This window comes from Pseudomonas sp. EA_5y_Pfl2_R50, assembly GCF_963970475.1.
Lineage (GTDB): Bacteria > Pseudomonadota > Gammaproteobacteria > Pseudomonadales > Pseudomonadaceae > Aquipseudomonas.
This window is the reverse complement of record NZ_CAXAPT010000008.1, coordinates 1-19,616: the sequence shown is the minus strand read 5'-3', so window position 1 is coordinate 19,616 and position 19,616 is coordinate 1. Positions and strand designations below refer to the sequence as shown.

Genomic DNA, 19,616 nt, shown 5'->3' with positions numbered 1-19,616 from the left:
AGTCCCATCGGTAGACGGGGTATATCGCGACGCTATGACGCGTATAGATGAAACTCTCTTCATGTAAGGTCAAAACCCTTCGCTTGATAGTGTGCATCCATCCAGTATTTGCCCGTATACTCCTATGTTTTCGACGCCCGCCGAGCGAGGCCACTTTGGACAAGATCCTGATACGTGGGGCCCGTACCCACAACCTGAAGAACATAGACCTGACCCTGCCACGGGACAAGCTGATCGTCATCACCGGCCTGTCCGGCTCCGGCAAGTCGTCCCTGGCCTTCGATACGCTGTACGCCGAAGGTCAGCGCCGCTATGTCGAATCCCTGTCGGCCTACGCCCGGCAGTTCCTGTCGATGATGGAAAAACCCGACGTCGATACCATTGAAGGTTTATCGCCGGCCATTTCCATCGAACAGAAATCGACCTCGCACAACCCGCGCTCCACGGTCGGCACCATCACTGAAATCTATGACTACCTGCGGCTGCTGTATGCGCGCGTCGGTACACCGCGCTGTCCGGATCACGATATTCCGCTGGAGGCGCAAACCGTCAGCCAGATGGTTGACCTGGTGCTGGCGCAGCCCGAAGGCAGCAAACTGATGCTGCTGGCGCCGGTGATCCGCGAGCGCAAAGGCGAGCACCTGTCGGTCTTCGAAGAGCTGCGCGCTCAGGGTTTCGTGCGCGCGCGAGTCAACGGGCGGATTTGCGAGCTCGATGAACTGCCAAAACTGGATAAACAGAAGAAGCACTCGATTGACGTCATCGTCGACCGCTTCAAGGTTCGCGCCGATCTGCAGCAACGTCTGGCCGAGTCGTTCGAGACCGCGCTGAAACTGGCGGACGGTATCGCGCTGGTCGCGCCGATGGATGACGAGCCGGGTGAAGAGATGATCTTCTCCGCGCGCTTCGCCTGCCCGATCTGCGGCCACGCAATCAGCGAACTGGAACCCAAGCTGTTCTCCTTCAACAACCCGGCCGGCGCCTGCCCCACTTGCGATGGTCTTGGCGTGAAGCAGTTCTTCGACATCAAGCGACTGGTCAACGGCGACCTGACCCTGGCCGAAGGCGCAATACGCGGCTGGGACCGGCGCAACGTGTATTACTTCCAGATGCTCGGCTCATTGGCCACGCACTACGGCTTCAGCCTGGAAGTACCGTTCAACGAACTGCCGGCCGATCAGCAGAAATCCATTCTGCACGGCAGCGGTTCGCACAACGTCGACTTCAAATACCTTAATGACCGGGGCGACATCGTCAAACGCTCGCACCCGTTCGAAGGCATCGTGCCGAATCTTGAACGTCGCTATCGCGAAACCGAATCGGCCAGCGTGCGCGAAGAGCTGGCCAAGTTCCTCAGCACCCAGTCCTGCCCCGATTGCCGTGGCACGCGTCTGCGTCGCGAAGCGCGACACGTGTGGGTTGGCGAGAAGACGTTGCCGGCGGTGACCAACCTGCCAATCGGCGACGCCTGTGAGTATTTCGCCGCGCTGAAGATGACGGGCCGTCGCGGCGAAATCGCCGACAAGATCCTCAAGGAAATTCGCGAACGCCTGCAATTTCTGGTCAACGTCGGTCTTGATTATCTGTCGCTGGATCGCAGTGCCGACACGTTGTCTGGTGGCGAAGCGCAGCGGATTCGTTTGGCCAGCCAGATCGGCGCCGGTCTCGTCGGCGTCCTTTATATCCTCGATGAGCCGTCCATCGGCCTGCACCAACGGGATAATGATCGCCTGCTCGGTACGCTGAAACATCTGCGCGATATCGGCAATACGGTGATTGTGGTCGAGCACGACGAAGATGCGATTCGCTTGGCCGACTATGTCGTGGACATCGGCCCCGGCGCAGGCGTGCACGGCGGCAAGATCGTTGCTGAAGGCACTCCGGCCGAAGTCATGGCACACCCGGATTCCCTGACCGGCAAGTACCTGTCGGGCCGGGTGAAGATCCAAGTACCGGCCAAACGCACACCGCGCAACAAGAAGCTGAGCCTGTCGCTGAAGGGCGCGCGCGGCAACAACCTGCGCAATGTTGATCTGGAGATCCCTATTGGCCTCCTGACCTGCGTGACGGGCGTGTCCGGCTCGGGCAAATCGACGCTGATCAACAACACGCTGTTTCCGCTGAGCGCCACGGCACTCAATGGTGCGACCACGCTGGAAGCTGCTGCGCACGACAGCATCAAAGGCCTGGAACATCTCGACAAGGTCGTCGATATCGACCAGAGCCCGATTGGTCGTACACCACGCTCCAACCCGGCGACCTATACCGGGCTGTTTACGCCGATCCGCGAGCTGTTTGCCGGCGTACCAGAGTCGCGCTCACGGGGTTATGGCCCAGGGCGTTTCTCGTTCAACGTCAAGGGTGGTCGCTGCGAAGCCTGTCAGGGCGATGGCCTGATCAAGGTGGAAATGCACTTCCTGCCGGACATCTATGTGCCGTGCGACGTGTGCAAGAGCAAGCGATACAACCGCGAAACCCTTGAGATCAAATACAAGGGCAAGAGCATCCATGAAACCCTCGAGATGACGATCGAGGAGGCCCGGGAGTTCTTCGACGCAGTGCCGGCGCTGGCGCGCAAGCTGCAGACGCTGATGGATGTAGGCCTGTCGTACATCAAGCTCGGACAGTCGGCGACGACGTTGTCTGGCGGCGAGGCGCAGCGGGTCAAGCTGTCTCGCGAGCTGTCCAAGCGCGATACCGGCAAGACCCTGTACATCCTCGACGAGCCGACCACCGGCCTGCACTTCGCGGATATCCAGCAATTGCTCGACGTTCTGCATCGCCTGCGCGACCACGGCAATACTGTGGTGGTCATCGAGCACAACCTCGACGTGATCAAGACCGCAGACTGGTTGGTGGATCTCGGGCCGGAAGGTGGTTCCAAAGGCGGGCAGATCATTGCCACAGGCACGCCTGAGGAAGTGGCCGAGATGAAACAATCTCACACGGGTCATTACCTCAAGCCGCTACTGATCCGGGATCGTGCCTAAGCGCCAGACATGAAAAAGCCCCTGTCACCTCATCAGTGACAGGGGCTTTTTTGTAACTGCAATCAGGACGCGTGGGATTGCAGGTAGTTCTGGAGACCGATGAGCTTGATCAGGCCCAACTGCTTTTCCAGCCAGTAGGTGTGATCTTCTTCGGTGTCGTTGAGCTGCACGCGCAGAATTTCGCGGCTGACGTAGTCTTTGTGCTGCTCGCAGAGTTCGATGCCTTTGCACAGCGCGGCACGGACTTTGTACTCGAGGCGCAAGTCCGCTTCAAGCATCTCCGGCACCGTGGTGCCCACGTCGAGATCATCCGGACGCATGCGCGGCGTGCCTTCAAGCATCAGAATCCGGCGCATCAACGCATCAGCGTGACCTGCCTCTTCTTCCATCTCGTGGTTGATCCGCTCGTAGAGCTTGGTGAACCCCCAGTCCTCATACATCCGCGAATGAACGAAATATTGGTCACGCGCAGCGAGTTCGCCGGTCAGCAACGTGTTGAGGTAATCGATAACGTCTGGGTGGCCTTGCATCGCCCTACATCTCCCTACTTGAAAGGCTGTAGTTTGAACCAACCTGACTGGAAGGTCACTCGTTTAGCGCAATAAAAGCGAAGATAATCCGAGAAAAGGAGCCTAAATATCGCAAAAACCGCCCAAATGAGGGCGGTTCTGCTTCTCGTTTAGACTTCGTTAAGCTGTACGTTGAGCAACGTTGCGATTGCTTCTCCATACGCCGGATCGGCCTTATAGAAATGCTGCAACTGACGATCAATCACGTCACTCGAAACACCTGACATTGCGCCGGCGATGTTGCTGACCAGCAACGCCCTCTGATCGTCACTCATCAGGCGGAACAATGCACCGGCATGGCTGTAGTAATCGGTGTCTTCACGGTGATCGTAGCGATCGGCAGCACCGCTCAACGCCAGCGCGGGCTCGGCGTAACGCGGAGCTTGTTTCGGCGCCTCGCTGTAGCTGTTCGGCTCGTAGTTTGGTGCTGCACCACCGTTACTGCCGAACGCCATCGAGCCGTCACGCTGGTAAGTGTTAACCGGGGTACGAGGAGCGTTAACCGGCAGTTGCTGATGATTGGTACCGACACGGTAGCGATGAGCATCGGCGTAAGCGAATACTCGACCTTGCAGCATGCGATCCGGCGAGAGACCGACACCCGGCACCATATTGCTTGGACCGAACGCCGCTTGCTCGACTTCAGCGAAGTAGTTCAGCGGGTTGCGATTCAACTCCAGCTCTCCGACTTCGATCAGCGGGAATTCTTTCTGCGACCAGGTTTTGGTCACGTCAAAAGGATTCTCATAATGAGCCGCCGCCTGAGCTTCGGTCATGATCTGCATGCACACACGCCATTTTGGGAAGTCACCGCGCTCGATGGCTTCGAACAGATCACGCTGGGCGTAATCCGGATCGGTACCCGCCAAGCGTGCGGCATCGGCCGGGGCCAGGTTCTTGATCCCTTGCTGGGTCTTGTAGTGCCACTTGACCCAGTGACGCTCACCTTGAGCGCTGATCAGGCTATAGGTATGGCTGCCGAAGCCGTGCATGTGACGGTAACCGTCCGGGATACCTCGATCAGAGAACAGGATGGTGACCTGATGCAGCGCCTCGGGCGAGTGCGACCAGAAGTCCCACATCATTTGTGCGCTTTTCAGGTTGCTCTGCGGAAGGCGCTTTTGGGTGTGAATGAAATCCGGGAATTTCAGCGGATCACGGATGAAGAACACCGGGGTGTTGTTGCCAACGATGTCCCAGTTACCTTCTTCAGTGTAGAACTTCAGGGCGAAACCGCGCGGGTCGCGCTCGGTATCAGCCGAACCACGTTCGCCGCCAACGGTGGAAAATCGCAGAAAAGTCGGCGTTTGCTTGCCAACTTCAGAGAACAGCTTGGCGCTGGTGTATTGGCTGATATCGCGGGTCACGGTGAAGGTACCGTAAGCACCCGAGCCCTTCGCGTGGACGCGGCGCTCTGGAATGTTTTCACGGTTGAAGTGGGCAAGCTTCTCGATCAGGTGAAAATCGTCGAGCAGCAACGGGCCGCGTGGGCCAGCGGAACGGGAATTCTGGTTATCAGCGACAGGCGCGCCACTGGCGGTCGTAAGCGTTTTGATCTGGCTCATACGGTCTTTTTCCTCTGTCTGTCTTGGTGCTGCCGGCGAAACGGCTTGGAGGGAATTATTGATCATCGATATATCACTCACAAATTCATTAACTCGTGACCAACGATAGATAAATACTAATTATGTTCCCCGGCACATCATGACAACAGAAAGGTGTCAGTCGCTTGTACGGACAGCGCATTTTCTTGCAGACACAAAAAACCGGGCACTAGGCCCGGTTCTTCGTTTCAGACTGACGTCTTACTCGGCGGATACAGCTTCGCCAGCAGTAGCACGATCAACCAACTCGACATACGCCATAGGCGCGTTGTCGCCAGCGCGGAAGCCGCACTTGAGGATGCGCAGGTAGCCACCCTCACGGGTAGCGTAACGCTTGCCCAGGTCGTTGAAGAGCTTACCAACGATAGCTTTCGAACGAGTACGGTCGAAAGCCAGACGGCGGTTAGCCAGGCTGTCTGTCTTGGCCAGAGTGATCAGCGGCTCAGCAACGCGACGCAGTTCTTTGGCTTTTGGCAGAGTAGTTTTGATCAGCTCGTGCTCGAACAGCGACACCGCCATGTTTTGGAACATGGCCTTGCGGTGCGAGCTGGTGCGGCTCAGGTGACGACCACTTTTACGATGACGCATGGTTCATTCCTTACCAAACACTACGTTCGGTGATTACGACGATCAGGCAGTCGCCTTGTCGTCCTTCTTAAGACTTGCAGGCGGCCAGTTGTCGAGGCGCATGCCGAGGGACAGACCGCGGGAGGCCAGAACGTCCTTGATTTCAGTCAAGGATTTCTTGCCCAGGTTCGGAGTCTTCAACAGCTCTACTTCGGTACGCTGAATCAGGTCGCCGATGTAGTAGATGTTTTCCGCCTTAAGGCAGTTAGCCGAACGTACAGTCAGTTCCAGATCGTCAACCGGGCGAAGCAGGATCGGATCGATCTCGTCTTCCTGCTCGACAACCACTGGCTCACTGTCACCTTTGAGGTCGACGAACGCAGCCAACTGCTGTTGCAGAATGGTTGCAGCGCGGCGGATAGCCTCTTCAGGGTCCAGAGTACCGTTGGTTTCCAGATCAATAACCAGCTTGTCCAGGTTGGTACGCTGCTCGACACGGGCGTTTTCCACCACGTATGCGATACGGCGAACCGGGCTGAACGAAGAGTCAAGCTGCAAGCGACCGATGCTGCGGCTTTCGTCTTCATCGCTCTGACGCGAGTCTGCTGGCTCATAACCACGACCACGAGCTACGGTGAGCTTCATGTTCAGGGCGCCGTTAGACGCCAGGTTAGCGATTACGTGATCGGGATTAACGATCTCGACATCATGATCCAGCTGAATATCGGCAGCGGTAACCACCCCCGAACCCTTCTTCGACAAGGTCAGCGTAACTTCGTCACGACCGTGCAGCTTGATGGCCAGACCTTTAAGGTTCAACAGGATTTCAATTACGTCTTCCTGTACACCTTCGATGGCGCTGTACTCGTGGAGCACACCGTCAATCTCGGCCTCGACTACTGCGCAGCCGGGCATTGAGGACAACAGGATGCGGCGCAGCGCGTTGCCCAGGGTGTGGCCAAAACCACGCTCGAGAGGCTCGAGAGTGATCTTGGCGCGGGTTGGACTGACAACCTGCACATCAATGTGGCGGGGTGTCAGGAACTCATTTACCGAAATCTGCATGGATGCACCTATTTTCTAGCCCTTACTTGGAGTAGAGCTCGACAATCAGGCTTTCGTTGATGTCGGCGGACAGATCACTGCGAGCAGGAACGTTCTTGAAAACGCCCGACTTCTTCTCAGTGTCTACTTCTACCCATTCTACGCGGCCACGTTGGGCACACAGATCGAGAGCTTGGACAATGCGAAGTTGGTTTTTTGCTTTCTCGCGAACTGCAACCACGTCACCAGCACGAACCTGATACGACGGAACGTTTACGGTCTGACCGTTAACGCTGATCGACTTGTGCGATACCAGCTGACGGGATTCGGCACGAGTCGAACCAAAGCCCATACGATATACAACGTTGTCCAGACGGCATTCGAGCAGTTGCAGCAGGTTCTCACCAGTTGCACCTTTCTTGCCAGCAGCTTCTTTGTAGTAGCCGCTGAATTGACGCTCGAGAACGCCGTAGATACGACGAACCTTCTGCTTTTCACGCAGTTGGGTGCCGTAGTCGGACTGGCGACCGCGGCGTTGGCCGTGGATACCAGGTGCTGCTTCAATGTTGCACTTCGATTCGATCGCGCGCACGCCGCTCTTCAGAAAGAGATCGGTGCCTTCGCGACGAGCGAGTTTGCATTTTGGACCAATGTAACGAGCCATTCTTTACAATCTCCTGGATTACACGCGGCGCTTCTTCGGCGGACGGCACCCGTTGTGCGGGATTGGCGTCACGTCGGTGATGCTGGCGATCTTGTAGCCACAGCCGTTCAAAGCGCGGACTGCGGATTCACGACCTGGACCTGGACCCTTGACGTTAACGTCGAGGTTTTTCAGGCCGTATTCCAGCGCAGCTTGACCAGCACGTTCAGCAGCTACTTGAGCAGCGAACGGGGTGGACTTGCGGGAACCGCGGAAACCCGAACCACCGGAGGTAGCCCAGGAAAGAGCGTTACCTTGACGGTCGGTAATGGTCACGATGGTGTTGTTAAAAGATGCATGGATGTGGGCGATGCCATCAACCACTGTCTTTTTAACTTTTTTACGAGGACGAGCAGCAGGTTTTGCCATGATTAAATTCCTGTCGATTCGCTGGGGCGATTACTTGCGGATCGGCTTACGCGGACCTTTACGGGTACGCGCGTTGGTCTTGGTACGCTGACCGCGCACTGGAAGACCGCGACGATGACGCAGACCGCGATAGCAACCGAGGTCCATCAAGCGCTTGATTTTCATGTTGATTTCGCGACGCAGGTCACCTTCAGTGGTGAACTTCGCCACTTCGCCACGCAGCTGTTCAATTTGCTCGTCGCTCAGATCTTTGATCTTTGCGGCTGGGTTTACCCCAGTCTCTGCACAGATCTTCTGTGCAGTAGTGCGACCAACACCATAGATGTAGGTCAGCGAGATAACAGTATGCTTGTTATCTGGAATGTTAACGCCTGCAATACGGGCCATTCAGTGGGACTCCAATTGACAGCTACCTACGCCCCGGAAGCCAAGAAATAGGGCGCGAGATAATATCGCTGTAATAACAAATAATCAACCCGGTAGCGCACTAGCTACCGGGCTTGAAGCACAATCACACTCAGCCTTGGCGCTGTTTGTGACGCGGTTCCGCGCTGCAAATTACTCGAACAACACCTTCGCGGCGAATAATCTTGCAGTTACGGCACAGCTTTTTCACCGATGCACGAACTTTCATCACCAACTCCTCGAACCTTATGGGTACTCAGCGCAACATGCCGCTGCCGTAACCCTTCAGGTTGGCTTTCTTCATCAGGGATTCGTACTGGTGCGAAACGAGGTGCGATTGTACTTGGGACATGAAGTCCATCACAACCACGACCACGATCAGCAACGAGGTCCCGCCAAGGTAGAACGGAACGTTTGCTGCAACCACCAGAAACTGGGGCAGCAAGCACACGGCCGTCATGTAAAGAGCACCGAACATGGTCAAACGAGTCAGAACGCCATCAATGTAGCGCGCAGACTGCTCACCTGGACGGATGCCCGGAATAAAGGCACCGGACTTCTTCAGGTTTTCCGCTACGTCTTTCGGATTGAACATCAACGCCGTATAGAAGAAGCAGAAGAAAATAATCCCTGCACTAAACAGCAGAATATTCAACGGCTGACCAGGAGCGATCGACTGCGAGATGTCCTGCAACCAGCCCATACCTTCAGACTGACCAAACCAGGCACCCAGCGAAGCCGGGAACAGCAAAATGCTGCTCGCGAAAATAGCCGGAATAACACCAGCCATGTTCACCTTCAGCGGCAAGTGGCTTGTCTGCGCAGCAAAAACCTTACGGCCCTGCTGACGCTTGGCGTAGTGAACAGCGATACGACGCTGACCACGCTCAATGAACACCACGAAACCGATAATCGCTACTGCCAGCAAACCGATGGCAACCAAGGCAAAAATATTGATATCACCTTGACGAGCAGACTCGAAAGACTGCCCGATTGCTCTCGGAAGACCGGCGACGATACCCGAAAAAATCAACATCGAGATACCGTTACCTACACCACGCTCAGTAATCTGCTCACCCAGCCACATCATGAACATCGCACCAGCCACAAACGTGGATACTGCGACGAAATGGAAGCCAAAGTCACCAGTGAACGCAACGCCCTGCCCAGCCAGACCAATGGACATGCCAATAGCCTGGACTAGAGCAAGGACGACGGTGCCGTAGCGGGTGTACTGGCTGATCTTGCGACGGCCAGCTTCACCTTCCTTCTTCAACTGCTCCAGCTGCGGGCTGACGGCGGTCATCAATTGCATGATGATCGATGCCGAAATATACGGCATGATCCCCAGTGCAAAGATGCTCATCCGTTCCAGCGCGCCGCCGGAGAACATGTTGAACAAGCTAAGAATGGTCCCCTCATTCTGTCGAAACAGGTCTGCGAGTCGGTCCGGGTTGATACCTGGAACCGGGATGTGTGCGCCTATTCGGTAGACGATAATCGCCAGGAACAGAAAACGCAGACGAGCCCAGAGTTCAGACATACCGCCTTTGCCGAGCGCAGAGAGAGCACCTTGCTTAGCCATTTATTCCTCGAACTTGCCGCCAGCTGCTTCGATAGCCGCACGCGCACCTTTGGTGGCGCCGATTCCCTTGCCGATAGTGACAGCGCGAGTCACTTCACCGGACAGCATGATTTTCACACGCTGTACGTTGACGTTGATCACGTTGGCATCTTTCAGGGACTGCACGGTGACGATGTCGCCTTCCACTTTAGCCAGCTCGGACAGACGCACTTCTGCGCGGTCCATGGCTTTCAGGGATACGAAACCGAACTTCGGCAGGCGACGATGCAGCGGCTGTTGACCGCCTTCAAAGCCTGGAGCAATAGTGCCACCGGAGCGGGAGGTCTGACCTTTGTGGCCGCGACCACCAGTCTTACCCAAACCGCTACCGATACCACGGCCCGGACGATGCTTTTCGCGACGGGAACCCGGCGCTGGACTCAGATCATTGAGTTTCATCGATTAACCCTCGACACGCAGCATGTAGTAAGCCTTGTTGATCATCCCGCGATTCTCGGGAGTATCCTGGACTTCTACAGTGTGACCGATGCGACGCAGACCCAGACCCTTAACGCACAGTTTGTGGTTAGGGATGCGGCCGGTCATGCTTTTGATCAGCGTTACTTTAACGGTAGCCATGATCAGAAGATCTCCTTGACAGTCAGGCCGCGCTTGGCAGCGATGGACTCAGGAGATTGCATGGCTTTCAGACCCTTGAAAGTGGCGTGAACCACGTTTACCGGGTTAGTCGAGCCATAGCACTTGGCCAGAACGTTCTGAACGCCAGCAACTTCGAGGACAGCACGCATAGCGCCACCAGCGATGATACCGGTACCTTCAGAAGCAGGCTGCATGTACACCTTCGAAGCGCCGTGAGCGGACTTCATTGCGTACTGCAGAGTGGTGCCGTTCAGGTCAACTTGAATCATGTTGCGGCGAGCAGCTTCCATTGCCTTCTGGATCGCAGCAGGCACTTCACGCGACTTGCCACGGCCGAAGCCAACACGCCCTTTACCATCACCAACCACGGTCAACGCGGTGAAAGTGAAGATACGGCCGCCTTTAACGGTTTTGGCTACGCGGTTAACTTGAACCAGCTTCTCAATGTAGCCTTCGTCGCGCTTTTGGTCGTTATTTGACATAACTTAGAACTCCAGCCCAGCTTCACGAGCAGCATCAGCCAGCGCTTTAACGCGGCCATGGTACTTGAAGCCAGAGCGGTCGAAAGCCACTTGCGAGACGCCAGCGGCCTTAGCACGCGTAGCGACCAGCTGGCCAACCTTTGTGGCCGCGTCGATGTTGCCAGTGGCGCCATCACGCAGTTCTTTATCCAAAGTCGAGGCGCTTGCCAGGACCTTGTTGCCGTCGGCCGAGATGACCTGGGCGTAGATGTGCTGCGACGAGCGGAACACGCAGAGACGCACGACTTCGAGTTCGTGCATTTTCAGGCGTGCTTTGCGAGCGCGACGCAGTCGAGTAACTTTTTTGTCGGTCATTTGCTATGCCCTACTTCTTCTTGGCTTCTTTACGACGGACGACTTCGTCCGCGTAGCGCACACCTTTGCCTTTGTACGGCTCTGGTGGACGGAAGTCGCGGATCTCAGCGGCCACTTGACCTACCAGCTGCTTGTCGATGCCCTTGATCAGGATATCGGTCTGGCTAGGGGTCTCAGCGGTGATGCCTTCCGGCAGTTCGTAATCCACTGGGTGCGAGAAGCCAAGGGCCAGGTTCAAAACCGTGCCTTTTGCTTGCGCCTTGTAACCAACACCGACCAGCTGGAGCTTACGCTCGAAGCCTTGGCTTACGCCTTGGACCATGTTGTTTACCAACGCACGCGTGGTACCGGCCATTGCGCGAGTTTGTTGATCGCCATTGCGAGCAGCGAAACGCAGCTCACCAGCTTCTTCAACAATCTCAACGGACGAATGGATGTTCAGTTCAAGAGTACCCTTGGCACCCTTCACCGAAAGCTGTTGACCTGCGAATTTTACTTCGACACCGGCTGGCAGCTTAACGGGGTTCTTAGCGACGCGAGACATGCTTATCCCCCCTTAGAACACAGTGCAAAGAACTTCGCCGCCGACACCGGCAGCGCGCGCAGCACGATCCGTCATCACACCTTTGTTGGTGGAGACGATAGACACGCCAAGACCGCCACGAACTTTCGGCAGATCTTCAACGGACTTGTACTGACGCAGGCCTGGACGACTAACGCGCTTCACTTCTTCAATAACCGGACGGCCTTCGAAGTACTTCAGCTCGATGGACAGCGACGGCTTAGCGTCGGTGGTGATCTGAAAATCCGCGATGTAACCTTCGTCCTTCAGGACTTTTGCTACAGCAGCCTTCAACGTGGAAGACGGCATGCTTACGACAGACTTTTCAGCCATCTGGGCATTACGGATTCGAGTTAGCATGTCCGCTAACGGGTCCTGCATACTCATGGGCTAGACGCTCCTAATACAGAAAAATTAGCCTTGCGGCTACTACTTGTCGCCGAGAACTTCCGGGCATGAAAAACACGGGCTCAGGCGAGCCGGTCATTCTAGACACACCCCAGAAATGAATCAAGCCCCAAAAGGGGCTTGATTCAGATTCAAGGCCACCGATGGTCAGATTCTTTCGAACCCGAACATCGAGACTTTGACAGCAATTACCAGCTGGCTTTGACCAGACCTGGTACGTCACCACGCATTGCAGCCTCACGCAGCTTGTTACGGCCAAGGCCGAACTTGCGGTAAACGCCGTGCGGACGACCAGTCAGGCGGCAACGGTTACGCATGCGCGAGGCACTTGCGTCACGTGGTTGCTTCTGCAGAGCTACGGTAGCTTCCCAACGCGCTTCTGGACTTGCGTTCAGATCAACGATGATAGCTTTGAGCGCTGCACGCTTGGTGGCGTACTTGGCAACGGTGAGCTGACGCTTCAGCTCACGGTTTTTCATGCTCTTCTTGGCCATTTTCCTACTCCAATCAGTTGCGGAACGGGAATTTGAAAGCACGCAGCAGAGCGCGGCCTTCATCATCGTTCTTGGCAGTGGTGGTCAGGGTAATGTCCAGACCGCGGAGAGCATCGATCTTGTCGTAGTCGATTTCCGGGAAAATGATCTGCTCTTTCACACCCATGCTGTAGTTACCACGACCATCGAAGGACTTGGCATTCAGGCCGCGGAAGTCGCGAACCCGAGGCAGGGAGATCGACAGCAGACGATCCAGGAACTCGTACATACGCTCACGGCGCAGGGTCACCTTGACGCCGATCGGCCATCCTTCGCGGACTTTAAAGCCAGCGATGGATTTACGAGCGTAGGTCACAACGACTTTCTGGCCGGTGATCTTTTCCAGGTCAGCAACAGCGTGCTCGATGACTTTTTTGTCGCCGATCGCTTCGCCCAGACCCATGTTCAGGGTGATTTTGGTAACGCGCGGAACTTCCATCACGTTCGAAAGCTTAAGTTCTTCCTTAAGTTTCGGAGCGATTTCCTTCCGGTAAATCTCTTTTAGTCGTGCCATGGTCTTCTACCTAGCAGTGTTCAAGCATCAACCGCTTTTTGGGTCGACTTGAAGACACGAATTTTCTTACCGTCTTCTACTTTGAAACCAACGCGGTCAGCCTTGTTGGTTTCGCCGTTGAAGATGGCGACGTTGGAAGCGTGCAGTGGCGCTTCTTTCTCGACGATACCGCCCTGTACGCCCGACATCGGGTTAGGCTTAGTATGACGCTTGACCAGGTTCAGACCACCAACAACCAGACGGTTGTCAGCAAGAACCTTCAGCACCTTACCGCGCTTACCTTTGTCTTTGCCGGCGATCACGATGATCTCGTCGTCACGACGAATCTTTTGCATGTCGGATCTCCTTACAGCACTTCTGGGGCGAGCGAGACGATCTTCATGAACTTCTCAGTACGAAGCTCACGGGTCACTGGCCCAAAGATACGGGTGCCGATCGGCTCTTGCTTGTTGTTCAAAAGAACAGCAGCGTTGCCATCAAAGCGGATAATGGAGCCATCAGCACGACGTACGCCGTGACGAGTGCGGACTACAACAGCAGTCATCACTTGGCCCTTTTTCACTTTACCGCGAGGAATTGCTTCCTTCACGGTAACTTTGATGATGTCACCGATACCAGCGTAACGACGATGGGAGCCACCCAGCACCTTGATGCACATAACGCGGCGAGCGCCGCTGTTATCGGCCACATCGAGCATGGATTGAGTCTGAATCATATAATTTCTCCGACCCCTAGCCCTTAGACTTCCACAGCGCGTTCGAGAACATCAACCAGTGCCCAAGACTTGGTCTTGGCCATCGGACGAGTTTCACGAATAGTGACTTTGTCGCCGATGTGGCACTGATTGGTTTCGTCGTGCGCGTGCAGCTTAGTCGAACGCTTAACGTATTTACCGTAGATCGGGTGCTTTACGCGACGCTCGATCAGAACGGTGATGGTTTTGTCCATCTTGTCGCTGACAACACGGCCAGTCAGCGTACGGACAGTTTTTTCGGCTTCAGCCATGATTACTTACCTGCCTGCTGGTTGAGCACAGTCTTCACGCGAGCGATGTCACGCTTAACTTGCGAGAGCAGATGAGACTGCCCCAACTGGCCAGTTGCTTTCTGCATGCGCAGATTGAACTGGTCGCGCAGCAAGCCGAGCAGTTGCTCGTTCAGCTGCTGTGCGGATTTTTCACGAAGTTCATTCGCTTTCATCACATCACCGTCCGTTTAACAAAGGAGGTGGCGAGCGGCAGCTTTGCAGCAGCCAGGGCGAAAGCCTCACGCGCCAGCTCTTCAGAAACACCCTCGATTTCATACAGGACTTTGCCTGGCTGAATCTGGGCAACCCAGTACTCCACGTTACCCTTACCTTTACCCATACGAACCTCGAGAGGTTTCTTGGAGATCGGCTTGTCCGGGAATACACGGATCCAGATCTTGCCGCCACGCTTTACGTGACGGGTCAGTGCACGACGCGCTGATTCGATCTGACGAGCGGTGAGACGACCACGAGCTACAGACTTCAGCGCGAACTCGCCGAAGCTGACTTTGCTACCGCGCAGTGCCAGACCACGGTTGTGGCCGGTCATCTGCTTGCGGAACTTCGTACGCTTTGGTTGCAACATTTGGCGTACCCCTTACTTAGCAGCTTTTTTACGAGGCGCTGGTGCTTGTGGTTTCAGTTCTTCTTGGCGACCACCAATAACTTCGCCTTTGAAGATCCAAACCTTTACACCGATCACACCGTAAGTGGTGTGAGCTTCGTAGTTGGCATAGTCGATGTCGGCACGCAGGGTGTGCAATGGCACACGACCTTCGCGATACCATTCAGTACGTGCAATTTCAGCACCGCCGAGACGACCGCTCACTTGGATTTTGATGCCTTTGGCACCAATGCGCATGGCGTTCTGTACTGCGCGCTTCATAGCGCGACGGAACATTACGCGACGCTCCAGCTGCTGAGCTACGCTCTGCGCAACCAGCATACCGTCGAGCTCCGGCTTACGGATCTCTTCGATATTGATGTGCACAGGCACACCCATTTGCTTGGTCAGGTCCTGACGCAGTTTCTCAACATCTTCACCTTTCTTCCCGATAACGATACCTGGACGAGCGGTGTGAATGGTGATGCGTGCAGTTTGGGCCGGACGATGGATATCGATACGGCTTACGGACGCGCTTTTTAGTTTGTCTTGGAGATACTCACGCACTTTCAGATCTGCGAACAAGTAGTCCGCATAAGTCCGACCGTCTGCGTACCAGACGGAGGTGTGCTCCTTGACGATTCCCAGGCGAATGCCAATGGGATGTACTTTCTGACCCATCTCTTCGACTCCGTTACTTGTCAGCAACCTTGACAGTGATATGGCAAGACCGCTTGACGATGCGATCAGCACGGCCTTTGGCACGTGGCATGATGCGCTTCAGCGAACGCCCTTCGTTGACGAAAACGGTGCTGACCTTCAGGTCATCAACGTCTGCGCCTTCGTTATGCTCGGCGTTGGCTACGGCCGACTCCAGCACTTTCTTCATGATCTCGGCGGCTTTCTTACTGCTGAAAGCCAACAGGTTGAGCGCTTCGCCCACCTTCTTCCCGCGGATCTGGTCGGCGACCAAGCGGGCTTTCTGGGCGGAGATTCGAGCGCCCGACAACTTAGCGGCTACTTCCATTTCCTTACCCCTTAACGCTTGGCTTTCTTGTCAGCCACGTGCCCGCGATAGTTGCGGGTACCGGCGAACTCGCCCAGTTTGTGGCCGACCATGTCTTCGTTAACGAGAACCGGGACGTGCTGACGACCGTTGTGTACTGCAATGGTCAGACCGACCATTTGTGGCAGGATCATGGAACGACGCGACCAGGTTTTAATTGGTTTGCGATCGTTCTTTTCCGCCGCCACTTCGATCTTCTTCAGTAGGTGAAGATCAATAAAAGGACCTTTTTTCAGAGAACGTGGCACTGTCGTATCCCTCTATTTACTTGCGACGACGGACGATCATTTTGTCGGTACGCTTATTACCACGAGTCTTCGCGCCCTTAGTCGGGAAGCCCCATGGCGATACCGGATGACGACCACCAGAGGTACGACCTTCACCACCACCATGTGGGTGGTCAACCGGGTTCATGGCAACACCACGAACGGTTGGGCGAACGCCACGCCAGCGTTTGGCACCAGCTTTACCCAGCGAACGCAGGCTGTGCTCGGAGTTCGAGACTTCACCCAGGGTCGCACGGCATTCAGCCAGGACTTTACGCATTTCACCGGAACGCAGACGCAGGGTCACGTAGACACCTTCACGAGCGATCAGCTGAGCCGAAGCACCAGCAGAACGAGCGATCTGTGCACCTTTACCTGGCTTCAATTCGATGCCGTGTACGGTAGAACCGACTGGAATGTTGCGCAGTTGCAGAGCGTTGCCCGGCTTGATTGGAGCCAGAGCGCCCGCGATCAACTGGTCGCCAGCACTCACGCCTTTAGGGGCGATGATGTAGCGGCGCTCGCCGTCTGCGTAGCAGAGCAGTGCGATGTGAGCAGTACGGTTCGGATCGTATTCGATACGCTCGACAGTGGCGACGATGCCATCTTTGTCGTTGCGACGGAAATCGACCATACGATAATGCTGCTTATGACCACCACCGATGTGACGCGTGGTAATACGGCCATTGTTGTTACGACCACCAGACTTCGATTTTTTCTCGAGCAGCGGTGCGTGAGGAGCGCCTTTATGCAGCTCCTGATTGACCACCTTGACCACAAAACGGCGGCCAGGGGAAGTCGGTTTGCATTTAACGATTGCCATGATGCACCCCTTCCTTACTCAGCACTGCTGCTGAAATCGAGATCTTGGCCTGGCTGAAGGGAGATAACTGCCTTCTTCCAGTCATTACGCTTGCCCAGACCGCGAGCAGTGCGCTTGCTCTTACCCAGAACATTCAGGGTAGTAACGCGCTCTACTTTCACGCTGAACAGGCTTTCGACGGCCTTCTTGATTTCCAGCTTGGTTGCGTCAGTAGCAACCTTGAAAACGAACTGGCCTTTCTTGTCTGCCAGAACCGTAGCCTTCTCGGAAACGTGCGGGCCAAGCAGAACTTTAAATACGCGTTCCTGGTTCATCCCAGCAGCTCCTCGAATTTCTTCACGGCCGACACGGTGATCAACACCTTGTCGTATGCGATCAGACTAACTGGATCGGAACCTTGAACGTCACGTACATCTACGTGCGGCAGGTTACGAGCAGCCAGGTACAGGTTCTGATCAACAGCGTCCGACACGATGAGAACATCGGTCAGGCTCATGTTGTTCAGCTTGCCCAGCAAATCTTTGGTTTTCGGAGTTTCAACAGCGAAATCCTGAACCACGACCAAACGATCAGTACGCACCAGCTCAGCAAGGATGGAACGCATTGCTGCGCGATACATCTTCTTGTTCAGCTTCTGGGAGTGATCCTGAGGACGAGCTGCGAAAGTGGTACCGCCGCCACGCCAGATTGGGCTACGGATAGTACCGGCACGAGCACGGCCAGTACCTTTCTGACGCCATGGGCGCTTGCCGCCACCACGAACGTCGGAACGGGTCTTCTGCTGCTTGCTACCTTGACGGCCGCCGGCCATGTAGGCCACGACTGCTTGGTGAACCAGCGTCTCGTTGAATTCGCCGCCAAATGTCAGTTCGGAAACTTCGATCGCTTGAGCGTCATTTACATTTAATTGCATGTCAGCTTCCCCTTAACCGCGAGCCTTGGCTGCTGGACGTACAACCAGGTTGCCGCCAGTAGCGCCAGGAACAGCGCCCTTGACCAACAACAGATTGCGTTCAGCGTCCACGCGCACTACTTCCAGGGACTGCACGGTCACGCGCTCAGCGCCCATATGACCGGACATTTTTTTGCCCTTGAATACACGACCAGGAGTCTGGCACTGGCCGATAGAGCCTGGGACGCGGTGGGATACGGAGTTACCGTGGGTGTTATCTTGCCCGCGGAAATTCCAACGCTTGATCGTACCCTGGAAACCTTTACCTTTGGACTGACCGGTTACATCAACCAGTTGACCAGCGGCGAAGATTTCAGCGTTGATCAGATCGCCAGCCTGGTACTCGCCTTCTTCAAGACGGAATTCCATGGTGGTGCGACCAGCGGCAACGTTCGCTTTAGCGAAGTGGCCAGCTTGAGCTGCTGTTACACGCGAAGCGCGACGCTCGCCGACAGTGACTTGCACTGCACGATAGCCATCGGTCTCTTCAGTTTTGAACTGGGTGACGCGATTCGGCTCGATCTCAATGACCGTGACCGGAATGGAGACACCTTCTTCGGTGAAAATACGGGTCATACCGCATTTACGACCGACTACACCAATAGTCATGTTGTAAACCTCATGAGTGTACGGGGCTTTCACCCGCTATGGCCGCCCATTTCAGAGCGTTACACGACTAAGACCGAGTCTTAGCCGAGGCTGATCTGCACTTCCACACCGGCCGCAAGATCAAGCTTCATAAGAGCATCAACGGTTTTATCCGTTGGCTGGACGATATCCAGAACGCGCTTATGAGTGCGGATTTCGTACTGGTCACGCGCGTCTTTGTTGACGTGCGGGGAAACCAGAACGGTGAACCGCTCTTTACGGGTAGGCAGTGGAATTGGACCACGCACTTGAGCACCAGTACGTTTCGCGGTTTCCACGATTTCCTGGGTTGATTGGTCGATCAGGCGATGGTCGAAAGCCTTCAACCTGATACGGATTTGCTGATTTTGCATTGGATTTCAGACTCCGGCTGCTATTCCCACCGAGCGCAATACGCCCGTTAAAAGGAGGCGCAATTCTATAGACGCCCCAGATAGGTGTCAACCCAATAAAAAAGCCCCCGCTGAGCGGGGGCTTTTTCAAGTCAACAAGCAAACTCTATAAAAGAGATTACTCGATGATTTTGGCTACGACGCCAGCGCCGACGGTACGACCGCCTTCACGGATAGCGAAACGCAGACCATCTTCCATCGCGATGGTTTTGATCAGGGTAACAGTCATCTGAATGTTGTCACCTGGCATTACCATTTCAACGCCTTCTGGCAGCTCGCAGTTACCAGTCACGTCAGTAGTACGGAAGTAGAACTGTGGGCGGTAGCCTTTGAAGAACGGAGTGTGACGACCGCCTTCTTCCTTGCTCAGAACGTAAACTTCTGCGGTGAACTTGGTGTGCGGCTTAACCGAACCCGGCTTAACCAGAACCTGACCACGCTCAACGTCGTCACGCTTGGTACCACGCAGCAGAACGCCGCAGTTCTCGCCAGCACGACCTTCGTCGAGCAG

Annotated in this window: 32 protein-coding genes; 1 reads left to right on the top strand and 31 read right to left on the bottom strand. The window is 55.4% G+C overall.

The genetic code is table 11. The features are described 5' to 3' along the window. Window positions 1-155: 155 nt before the first annotated feature. Window positions 156-2,990 carry an excinuclease ABC subunit UvrA gene (uvrA, locus tag AACY19_RS15045; RefSeq protein ID WP_339451404.1) on the top strand — a complete coding sequence of 945 codons (2,835 nt, stop codon included), beginning with the start codon at window positions 156-158 and terminating at the stop codon, window positions 2,988-2,990. 62 nt (window positions 2,991-3,052) lie between these two features. On the opposite strand, the gene bfr is transcribed toward uvrA, so the two are convergent. The 31 genes from bfr to AACY19_RS14890 all read right to left on the bottom strand — a co-directional run. Then, window positions 3,053-3,520 (bottom strand): bacterioferritin, encoded by a 468-nt coding sequence (gene bfr / locus AACY19_RS15040; RefSeq protein WP_339451402.1) that lies wholly within the window; start codon window positions 3,518-3,520, stop codon window positions 3,053-3,055. A 149-nt stretch (window positions 3,521-3,669) separates the two neighbouring features. Beyond that, window positions 3,670-5,124, bottom strand: a complete 1,455-nt coding sequence (locus AACY19_RS15035) for a catalase (RefSeq protein ID WP_339451400.1) — start codon at window positions 5,122-5,124, stop codon at window positions 3,670-3,672. A 240-nt stretch (window positions 5,125-5,364) separates the two neighbouring features. Next, window positions 5,365-5,751: a 50S ribosomal protein L17 gene (rplQ, locus tag AACY19_RS15030; RefSeq protein ID WP_003176402.1), complete on the bottom strand. Its 387-nt coding sequence runs from the start codon at window positions 5,749-5,751 to the stop codon at window positions 5,365-5,367. A gap of 42 nt (window positions 5,752-5,793) precedes the next feature. Continuing rightward, window positions 5,794-6,795, bottom strand: coding sequence for a DNA-directed RNA polymerase subunit alpha (locus AACY19_RS15025; RefSeq protein WP_003186012.1), 1,002 nt, complete (start codon window positions 6,793-6,795; stop codon window positions 5,794-5,796). A gap of 22 nt (window positions 6,796-6,817) precedes the next feature. Further along, window positions 6,818-7,438, bottom strand: a complete 621-nt coding sequence (gene rpsD / locus AACY19_RS15020) for a 30S ribosomal protein S4 (RefSeq protein WP_003176404.1) — start codon at window positions 7,436-7,438, stop codon at window positions 6,818-6,820. 18 nt (window positions 7,439-7,456) lie between these two features. After that, window positions 7,457-7,846 (bottom strand): 30S ribosomal protein S11, encoded by a 390-nt coding sequence (gene rpsK, locus AACY19_RS15015; protein WP_002555466.1) that lies wholly within the window; start codon window positions 7,844-7,846, stop codon window positions 7,457-7,459. A gap of 30 nt (window positions 7,847-7,876) precedes the next feature. Continuing rightward, complete coding sequence (rpsM, locus tag AACY19_RS15010; RefSeq protein WP_009045849.1) at window positions 7,877-8,233, bottom strand: 30S ribosomal protein S13; 357 nt, start codon at window positions 8,231-8,233, stop codon at window positions 7,877-7,879. Window positions 8,234-8,363: 130 nt separating this feature from the next. Then, window positions 8,364-8,480, bottom strand: a complete 117-nt coding sequence (rpmJ, locus tag AACY19_RS15005; RefSeq protein ID WP_002555468.1) for a 50S ribosomal protein L36 — start codon at window positions 8,478-8,480, stop codon at window positions 8,364-8,366. A 27-nt stretch (window positions 8,481-8,507) separates the two neighbouring features. Continuing rightward, window positions 8,508-9,836 (bottom strand): preprotein translocase subunit SecY, encoded by a 1,329-nt coding sequence (gene secY / locus AACY19_RS15000; protein ID WP_003228718.1) that lies wholly within the window; start codon window positions 9,834-9,836, stop codon window positions 8,508-8,510. Next, the gene (gene rplO, locus AACY19_RS14995) at window positions 9,837-10,274 is read right to left on the bottom strand and encodes a 50S ribosomal protein L15 (RefSeq protein ID WP_003228720.1); all 438 of its coding nucleotides are present in this window, start codon (window positions 10,272-10,274) and stop codon (window positions 9,837-9,839) included. It lies immediately after the preceding gene. Between the two features lie 3 nt (window positions 10,275-10,277). After that, window positions 10,278-10,454, bottom strand: a complete 177-nt coding sequence (gene rpmD / locus AACY19_RS14990) for a 50S ribosomal protein L30 (protein ID WP_003176408.1) — start codon at window positions 10,452-10,454, stop codon at window positions 10,278-10,280. Between the two features lie 2 nt (window positions 10,455-10,456). Further along, window positions 10,457-10,957 (bottom strand): 30S ribosomal protein S5, encoded by a 501-nt coding sequence (gene rpsE, locus AACY19_RS14985; protein WP_003176409.1) that lies wholly within the window; start codon window positions 10,955-10,957, stop codon window positions 10,457-10,459. Window positions 10,958-10,960: 3 nt separating this feature from the next. Further along, entirely contained in the window at window positions 10,961-11,311 is a 351-nt protein-coding gene (rplR, locus tag AACY19_RS14980; protein ID WP_003186037.1) for a 50S ribosomal protein L18, read from the bottom strand. A gap of 10 nt (window positions 11,312-11,321) precedes the next feature. Beyond that, a complete protein-coding gene (gene rplF, locus AACY19_RS14975) occupies window positions 11,322-11,855 on the bottom strand; it encodes a 50S ribosomal protein L6 (RefSeq protein ID WP_003176412.1) in 534 nt (177 codons plus the stop codon). 12 nt (window positions 11,856-11,867) lie between these two features. After that, entirely contained in the window at window positions 11,868-12,260 is a 393-nt protein-coding gene (gene rpsH / locus AACY19_RS14970) for a 30S ribosomal protein S8 (protein ID WP_077574736.1), read from the bottom strand. 209 nt (window positions 12,261-12,469) lie between these two features. Next, window positions 12,470-12,775, bottom strand: a complete 306-nt coding sequence (gene rpsN, locus AACY19_RS14965; protein WP_003228726.1) for a 30S ribosomal protein S14 — start codon at window positions 12,773-12,775, stop codon at window positions 12,470-12,472. Between the two features lie 13 nt (window positions 12,776-12,788). After that, entirely contained in the window at window positions 12,789-13,328 is a 540-nt protein-coding gene (gene rplE / locus AACY19_RS14960) for a 50S ribosomal protein L5 (protein WP_003210069.1), read from the bottom strand. 20 nt (window positions 13,329-13,348) lie between these two features. Next, window positions 13,349-13,663 carry a 50S ribosomal protein L24 gene (rplX, locus tag AACY19_RS14955; protein ID WP_003186046.1) on the bottom strand — a complete coding sequence of 105 codons (315 nt, stop codon included), beginning with the start codon at window positions 13,661-13,663 and terminating at the stop codon, window positions 13,349-13,351. Between the two features lie 11 nt (window positions 13,664-13,674). After that, entirely contained in the window at window positions 13,675-14,043 is a 369-nt protein-coding gene (gene rplN / locus AACY19_RS14950) for a 50S ribosomal protein L14 (protein WP_002555479.1), read from the bottom strand. 23 nt (window positions 14,044-14,066) lie between these two features. Further along, the gene (gene rpsQ, locus AACY19_RS14945) at window positions 14,067-14,333 is read right to left on the bottom strand and encodes a 30S ribosomal protein S17 (RefSeq protein WP_003194644.1); all 267 of its coding nucleotides are present in this window, start codon (window positions 14,331-14,333) and stop codon (window positions 14,067-14,069) included. Between the two features lie 2 nt (window positions 14,334-14,335). After that, entirely contained in the window at window positions 14,336-14,527 is a 192-nt protein-coding gene (gene rpmC / locus AACY19_RS14940; protein ID WP_002555481.1) for a 50S ribosomal protein L29, read from the bottom strand. After that, window positions 14,527-14,940 (bottom strand): 50S ribosomal protein L16, encoded by a 414-nt coding sequence (gene rplP / locus AACY19_RS14935; protein ID WP_003228729.1) that lies wholly within the window; start codon window positions 14,938-14,940, stop codon window positions 14,527-14,529. Before rplP ends, rpmC begins: the two co-directional genes overlap by 1 nt. Before the next feature lie 12 nt (window positions 14,941-14,952). Further along, window positions 14,953-15,639 (bottom strand): 30S ribosomal protein S3, encoded by a 687-nt coding sequence (gene rpsC / locus AACY19_RS14930; protein ID WP_003176422.1) that lies wholly within the window; start codon window positions 15,637-15,639, stop codon window positions 14,953-14,955. 13 nt (window positions 15,640-15,652) lie between these two features. Next, window positions 15,653-15,985 carry a 50S ribosomal protein L22 gene (rplV, locus tag AACY19_RS14925; RefSeq protein ID WP_003103908.1) on the bottom strand — a complete coding sequence of 111 codons (333 nt, stop codon included), beginning with the start codon at window positions 15,983-15,985 and terminating at the stop codon, window positions 15,653-15,655. A gap of 11 nt (window positions 15,986-15,996) precedes the next feature. Further along, the gene (gene rpsS / locus AACY19_RS14920) at window positions 15,997-16,272 is read right to left on the bottom strand and encodes a 30S ribosomal protein S19 (RefSeq protein WP_011336172.1); all 276 of its coding nucleotides are present in this window, start codon (window positions 16,270-16,272) and stop codon (window positions 15,997-15,999) included. A gap of 16 nt (window positions 16,273-16,288) precedes the next feature. Further along, window positions 16,289-17,113, bottom strand: a complete 825-nt coding sequence (gene rplB, locus AACY19_RS14915) for a 50S ribosomal protein L2 (RefSeq protein WP_016772943.1) — start codon at window positions 17,111-17,113, stop codon at window positions 16,289-16,291. Between the two features lie 14 nt (window positions 17,114-17,127). Continuing rightward, the gene (gene rplW, locus AACY19_RS14910) at window positions 17,128-17,427 is read right to left on the bottom strand and encodes a 50S ribosomal protein L23 (RefSeq protein ID WP_002555488.1); all 300 of its coding nucleotides are present in this window, start codon (window positions 17,425-17,427) and stop codon (window positions 17,128-17,130) included. After that, window positions 17,424-18,026, bottom strand: coding sequence for a 50S ribosomal protein L4 (gene rplD, locus AACY19_RS14905; protein WP_003228735.1), 603 nt, complete (start codon window positions 18,024-18,026; stop codon window positions 17,424-17,426). The genes rplW and rplD overlap by 4 nt, the downstream gene beginning before the upstream one ends. Before the next feature lie 12 nt (window positions 18,027-18,038). Continuing rightward, window positions 18,039-18,674, bottom strand: a complete 636-nt coding sequence (gene rplC / locus AACY19_RS14900; RefSeq protein ID WP_003228738.1) for a 50S ribosomal protein L3 — start codon at window positions 18,672-18,674, stop codon at window positions 18,039-18,041. Between the two features lie 80 nt (window positions 18,675-18,754). Then, window positions 18,755-19,066: a 30S ribosomal protein S10 gene (rpsJ, locus tag AACY19_RS14895; protein WP_003186070.1), complete on the bottom strand. Its 312-nt coding sequence runs from the start codon at window positions 19,064-19,066 to the stop codon at window positions 18,755-18,757. Between the two features lie 157 nt (window positions 19,067-19,223). After that, the coding region (locus AACY19_RS14890) for an EF-Tu C-terminal domain-related protein (protein ID WP_116029914.1) at window positions 19,224-19,616 on the bottom strand (393 nt) is incomplete at its 5' end.